The organism is uncultured Anaerococcus sp., assembly GCF_963510915.1.
Lineage (GTDB): Bacteria > Bacillota > Clostridia > Tissierellales > Peptoniphilaceae > Anaerococcus.
Genome location: NZ_CAUPHG010000095.1, coordinates 1 through 5,843 on the forward strand (window position 1 = coordinate 1; position 5,843 = coordinate 5,843).

The following is a 5,843-nucleotide window of genomic DNA, read 5'->3' on the forward strand; positions in this document are numbered from 1 at the left end:
CACTTTTATATGTCCCACTCCATATGTCGCAGCCCACCATGGTCGCTTTTGGATTTTTCTTTGCGCAAGCAATTGTAAGTGCACCGCTACCACATCCTACATCTAAACCCACGCCACCATCTGGGATCTTTACATAGTCGGCAGTCCCCTCTATTATGACTTTAGCGAGCTTTCTTTTACCCTTGTAATCAAAGCTCCTATATAAGATGCTAACCCACATAGTTATTAATAGGAGTATAAGGCATCCTATTCCTAGGATAATTCCCCAGACAATCCTTTGCCTTCCTTGAAGAATAAGGTCACTTACACCAAATAAGATGAATAAAATAAGACATACTAGACTTTCAATAATCTTAGCCTTCAACAATCTTTTAGGAAGCCAGTTTCCGTAATTAGGTTTTGTTTTCTTATCAAAAACATTGTATTCCCCGTCCTTGTGAAATGGAGTCATCTTACCAAAGATTGCACTCTTATCAATATGCTCAAAAATCTTTGCAGAATAAGGATGTATTCCACTATGTCCTGTGCAAACGTATTTTAAATCATAATCTTTTAATCTATCTCTTAGTTTAACTAAAGATTCTTTATTCTTCTTTGAATCTTGATTGAAAAAGTCAAAGAAAGCATAGCCACCATTTTCATTTATGGCAAGACAATCTCCGGAAATCAAAATCTTATCATCGACTATATATACGGTATGGCCTACCGTATGGCCGGGAACAGGAATTGCTTCCACCTTTATTCCGTCAATCTCAAAAATTGAAATATCTTTTATTGGAGTCCACCCTTGGGCGATTTTCACACAATTATGAAATATTGCCTTTCTGCGAATTTCTCTTGTCATATACTTCTCTTCATTAGCGCCCATGTAGACATGGGCATTTGGGAAAATATTTCTGCCTCTTACATCAATTCCTCCGGCATGATCAACATCTAAATGTGTTAAAAATAAATGCTCAATATTATCCGGATTTATTTTTGTTTTCTCAAATTCCCTATCTATATTGTCGTAGTTGATGTGTCCACTATCAAAAGCGATGGTTTTACCATTTTTCGTATAGAACCATAGGTTGACATCATACTCTCTAATAACACTTATTCCATCCATCAAAATGCCAGTATCTTCTGGCTTGCAGTAATATTTCCCACGCATGGTAATAGGTTTTATTTTATCATCAAAAAAATATAAAAGTTTCATAGCTTTTCTCCTAAAAATTTTTTATCTAAAGCTAATAAGTAAAGATAAGTAGTAGACAAAATATATTAAGTTGAACCAACCTCCGCAAATAATCATATGCAAACCCTATGGCAATCTCTACGTAAAAGGAGTAAATATCAAAAGAAATATAGATGTGAATAGGGCTTGCCATCATAATCATTAGGATCATAATATAAGGTCATATCCCCCAAAAACATCAAAAATGAACCCAAAAGACCAATTAATATAGTCTTGTATAAAGTCATAAATAAACACCTTCTTTCACTTAGATGATATTTATTATCAATTTAATTATACCCTTTGTTTTTTAGATTTTTTCTAATTTTGCCATCAAAAAACCACCCCGTTTTAAAAAACGGAGTGGTTTTGATTTTCTCTTAAATTCTTTCTAAAAGTTCTATTAAGAATTCAAAGTTATTTGCTATTGATTTTATGTTTACTCTTTCTTCTGGGCTGTGGGCACCCTCAATTTCTGGGCCGAAGGAGATCATTTCGGTATCTTTTAGAGTTTTCTTGAAAAGGCCACATTCAAGTCCGCCGTGGGTGGTGGCGATTTGCATTTCATCTCCGTGAACATCTTTCCAAACTTCTTTGGCAAGATCAATTATCGGGCTGTCTTCTCTTTGCCAACCTGAATATTCACTGGTGATTTCTGCCCTAGCTCCGAATCTTTCTACTATTTTCTTTGAAATAGCAGCCTTGTAGAATTTTTGGGAGTCGATTTCTGACCTAAACATTGAAGATATCCAAATTACTTCGTTCCTATCTTCGATTAGACCAAGGTTTGAACTTGTTACAATTGAATCGCCAACTTTTTTATAAAGGCCGTCTGGGATTACAAATAAGAGGTCGACTATGTTTTTAGATAAGTCTTTTGTTAGGACTTCTCCATCAAATGACGCTTCTTTCACCCAAATTTCTCCCTTTGGATCAACATCTTTGTATTCATTTTTAACTTGAGCTATTCTTTCTTCAATGACTTTAATTGCTTCTGATTTATTAGGAACTGCAACTACTGCTCTAGCTGCTGATGCGATTGCATTTCTCTTTACTCCGCCGGAAATTGTAGCGATTTGTAGGCCCTCTATTCCTTCTAAAAGTCTTCCAAGCGTTTTATTGGCATTTAATCTAAATTCGTCAATTTCCATACCTGAGTGACCGCCTGCAAAACCCTTTAGATTAACTTCAATAAAGTCTCCGTCTGCTTTTTCGTATTTTTTATCAAATTCGATTTCTAGGTCAAGTCCACCTGCACATCCTACTGTAAGAATGCCCTCTTCTTCAGAATCGATATTTACAAGGTATTTGGCTGTAATTTGAGAAAGGTCAAGTCTACCAGCCCCTCCCATAGAAGTTTCTTCTTCGGTTGTAATAATAGCTTCAATTGGGCCATGCTTTAGGCTATTGTCATCTAAAACTGCCAAAATAAAGGCAACACCAATTCCATCGTCAGCGCCAAGAGTTGTGCCGTCTGCTGTAATCCAACCGTCTTCTTCTAATAATTTGATAGGGTCTTTTGCAAAATCATGATTAGAATCCTCAACCTTAACACAGACCATGTCCATATGGCCTTGGAGAGCAACTATTGCATGATCTTCGTAACCAGCGCTTGCTGGTTTTCTAATAATTACATTTAAAGCCTCGTCTTGAGCGACTTCTAAATTTCTTTCTTTAGCAAAATTTACCAAAAAGTCTGAAACTTCTTTTTCATTACCAGACTCTCTAGGAATTTTTGCAAGTTCCTTAAAATATTTTAAAACTTGATCAGAGTAATTCATTTTTATCTCCTTATCTCTTTTATAAGCTCATTTTTGGCATCAAGATTTTTTTCAAAATCCTGGTAATAGTCCCTAAGATTTCTTGGATTTCTAAATTTTTTTCCAGAGATCATTTTGGAATTGGCATTCATGCCGAGGCCAATAATCGAGCCAATTTCTTCATTTATGATTACATTATACCTCTGAGCTGTATTATTTCTTTGGTAGCCGACGTTTTCTAGATTGGAAATTATATTTTTTTGCCTATACAAATAATAGGGTTCATATCCATTTTTGCCTGTAAACTCTCCTACATTTTCAGCTATTTTTAGGGAATCCTCCCTCTGACCAGTTTTTCCTTTTTCATTGTATTTTGAACCAGCTTTTATGGCGAGAGCATGGAAGGTTATATTATCTGGAAGGAGGTCTTTTAAAATCGTAAAATTTTTGGAAAAATCATCCGCACTTTCTCCCTCAAGACCCACTATAAAGTCCATATTTACAAGTAACCCCAAGTCCTTAGTCTGTTTATAAATATCCAAAAAATGGTCCATATTAATATCCCTATTTAATTTTTTCAAAACCTCCCTATTAAAGGTCTGAGGATTTAGGGAAATTCTTGAAACCCCACCCGCCTTTAGGATTTCTAATTTTTCACCATCCAGTGTATCTTCTCTGCCAGCTTCGAAGGTAAATTCCTTGTAGGAAAATTTCTTATTTATGCCTGCTAGGATTTTTTCGATTTGAGTGTCTGTCAAATAGGAAGGAGTTCCGCCTCCGATGTAGATGGAATCAAGCTTTTCCAGCAAGTTTACCCCTTCAATTTCCCTTATAAGATAGTCCACATATGTCCCCTTATCATGGTGGGCACCAATCAAAGTCGGATAGGAACAATAATCGCACCTGGTCGGGCAGAATGGGATGTTTATATAAAGGCTAAAATCGTCTAGACAAATATCTAGTCTTGACTGGTTTTCGTAGGTTTTCCCCAAAAGTCCTAGCTTTTCATCTGACAATTTATAAATATTTTTAATTTCCTCAAGGCTCTTATTTTTCAAAAGTTTTGAAGGTTTTGAGCCCGTAAGGGTTCCCCAAGGCGACTTGTAACCTGTTTTTTCTGCCAAAAAGTCATAGAGGATGACTTTTAATTCTTGGTTGCTTGTGTAGAAAAAATCCCTCCCAGAAATATTTACCAAGTCATTTTTAATTCTAATTTCAGCAAGCATTTCATCCCTTATAAAATTAATTTCCTCGTGATCAAGGAAAATATTTAGAATATCATAGGCGATTTTTCTTTTATTTTCATTTTCAAGATATATTTTCATCTTGCCCCCCAATTTTACAAGCAAAAAAGGGCCTAAGCCCTTTTTTATTCTGCCTTCAAAAAATTTTTTGCCCAATTCCTATCTATCAAATAGTTCATGTCTTTTTTTATCAAATCTCCATAATTATTCACGATTGTATCATAAAGTATATCAGAAAATTCTAATTTAAGTCCCACACTTAAAACCGTTTTTAAATGAAATTCCTTATCTTTTGTGAATATAAAGTCCTTAATCTGACAAGGATCATAAGAAAAATCCTCGCTGTTTATTAGGAAATATTTCATAAGCTCAACTACCTTATCATCCAAACCAGATTCAAAAATAGCAATTTTTTCCCTCAAAGCTTGGTAATCATAGGTGATTCTTAGGGTACGCTTAATAAGTTCATCTTTACGAGCCGCTCCAATAAGGCCTAGCCCGGTCGAAAAAGCAAGCCTTGCCTTCCTATCCACAAAGGCAGGGTCATTTACAAGCATAAATAGATTTGCCTCATCTGTATAGGCAAAGCGGTAGTTTAGAACAAATTTATTTCCACATTCAGGGCAAGTTAGGTTTGCAAAATTACCTGCTATGATTTCTTCCCTATCAGCACCCAAGGCAAATATAGCCGTTGGTAGACTTTCTTCAAATTTGTGACCGCACTTAGGGCAGGCTATTTTAAATACTTTTTCTCTTTTTTCCATCTCATACCTTTCTCTTTTTTAAGCTTATATTATACTTACCCAAAAACTCAGGTTAATCTTCAAATTTTACAGCTTTTAGAAGAGGAATAGCTAAGATTGTTGCTACAATTACCGATATAACTGCATTTACCATTGATACGGAACCTTTTTGGATGACTTCTGCCATGGTCGCTTCCATAGTTAGACCAAGAACCATCCTATTTTTTATAAAGGTCTTTCCTAGATATAAAATTACATAGGTAATTTGTCCTAAGGCTCCTGCAAGAACTAGCTTTGGAGTATTTACAAGCTTATCTCTTTTTTTGTAAAGAATTCCTGCCACAAAAGCCATAGCGAACTTGGTGATGAAGGTGATTGGTGCACTTGTAAAATATACCGGATCAAATAAATCAAAAAGTGCAGAACCAACTCCAGCTGAGATACCACCGTAAACTGGCCCTAATAAAAGACCGCCAAGTAGGCAAAATACGTTTCCTAAGTGGAACCTTGTTTGACCAAGAGGGGTTACTATAGGGATTTGGAAAAATCTTGAAAATATGTACACAAGAGCTGCAAAAAGCGCCATATATACGAGTTTTTGTGTGCTTATTTTTTTCATTCTAACTCCTTTTTTATTATGTAACATTACGTCCTAATTAGTATACCCCAAATAAGAAATTTGTGATAATTTTATCCAAACAAAATATTGATAAATTTTCAAACCAATCCTAATACATATAAAACCATTATTAAGCCCAAATAATTTTACAACTTATTATATAAGGCAACAAAAAGGGGCTGTTGCAGAATGAATAAATCGTCCCAATATCATCATAGGGTCTCAATGAGCCGACGGGCTATTTTCTCGTGAAGTTTCGCC

At 35.3% G+C, this 5,843-nt stretch carries 6 protein-coding genes; all 6 read right to left on the minus strand.

Going from position 1 to position 5,843, the window contains the following annotated elements; all coding sequences use genetic code 11:
- Positions 1–1,198: MBL fold metallo-hydrolase (locus RQ893_RS07600; protein WP_311482430.1), on the minus strand; the 1,198-nt coding region annotated here is incomplete at its 3' end.
- Positions 1,199–1,335: 137 nt separating this feature from the next.
- Positions 1,336–1,464: a hypothetical protein gene (locus RQ893_RS07605; protein WP_311482431.1), complete on the minus strand. Its 129-nt coding sequence runs from the start codon at positions 1,462–1,464 to the stop codon at positions 1,336–1,338.
- Between the two features lie 132 nt (positions 1,465–1,596).
- Positions 1,597–2,997, minus strand: coding sequence for a beta-Ala-His dipeptidase (pepD, locus tag RQ893_RS07610; RefSeq protein ID WP_311482432.1), 1,401 nt, complete (start codon positions 2,995–2,997; stop codon positions 1,597–1,599).
- Between the two features lie 2 nt (positions 2,998–2,999).
- Positions 3,000–4,301: a coproporphyrinogen dehydrogenase HemZ gene (hemZ, locus tag RQ893_RS07615; protein WP_311482433.1), complete on the minus strand. Its 1,302-nt coding sequence runs from the start codon at positions 4,299–4,301 to the stop codon at positions 3,000–3,002.
- 44 nt (positions 4,302–4,345) lie between these two features.
- Positions 4,346–4,984 (minus strand): CpXC domain-containing protein, encoded by a 639-nt coding sequence (locus RQ893_RS07620; protein ID WP_311482434.1) that lies wholly within the window; start codon positions 4,982–4,984, stop codon positions 4,346–4,348.
- A 52-nt stretch (positions 4,985–5,036) separates the two neighbouring features.
- Positions 5,037–5,582, minus strand: a complete 546-nt coding sequence (locus RQ893_RS07625) for an ECF transporter S component (protein ID WP_311482435.1) — start codon at positions 5,580–5,582, stop codon at positions 5,037–5,039.
- Positions 5,583–5,843: the final 261 nt, after the last annotated feature.

What these genes read in the sequence shown, in the direction of transcription:
- pepD (WP_311482432.1), bottom strand. Translation starts at nt 2,997, where the DNA reads ATGAATTACTCTGATCAAGTTTTAAAATATTTTAAGGAACTTGCAAAA.
- RQ893_RS07625 (WP_311482435.1), bottom strand. Translation starts at nt 5,582, where the DNA reads ATGAAAAAAATAAGCACACAAAAACTCGTATATATGGCGCTTTTTGCA.
- hemZ (WP_311482433.1), bottom strand. Translation starts at nt 4,301, where the DNA reads ATGAAAATATATCTTGAAAATGAAAATAAAAGAAAAATCGCCTATGAT.
- RQ893_RS07605 (WP_311482431.1), bottom strand. Translation starts at nt 1,464, where the DNA reads ATGACTTTATACAAGACTATATTAATTGGTCTTTTGGGTTCATTTTTG.
- RQ893_RS07620 (WP_311482434.1), bottom strand. Translation starts at nt 4,984, where the DNA reads ATGGAAAAAAGAGAAAAAGTATTTAAAATAGCCTGCCCTAAGTGCGGT.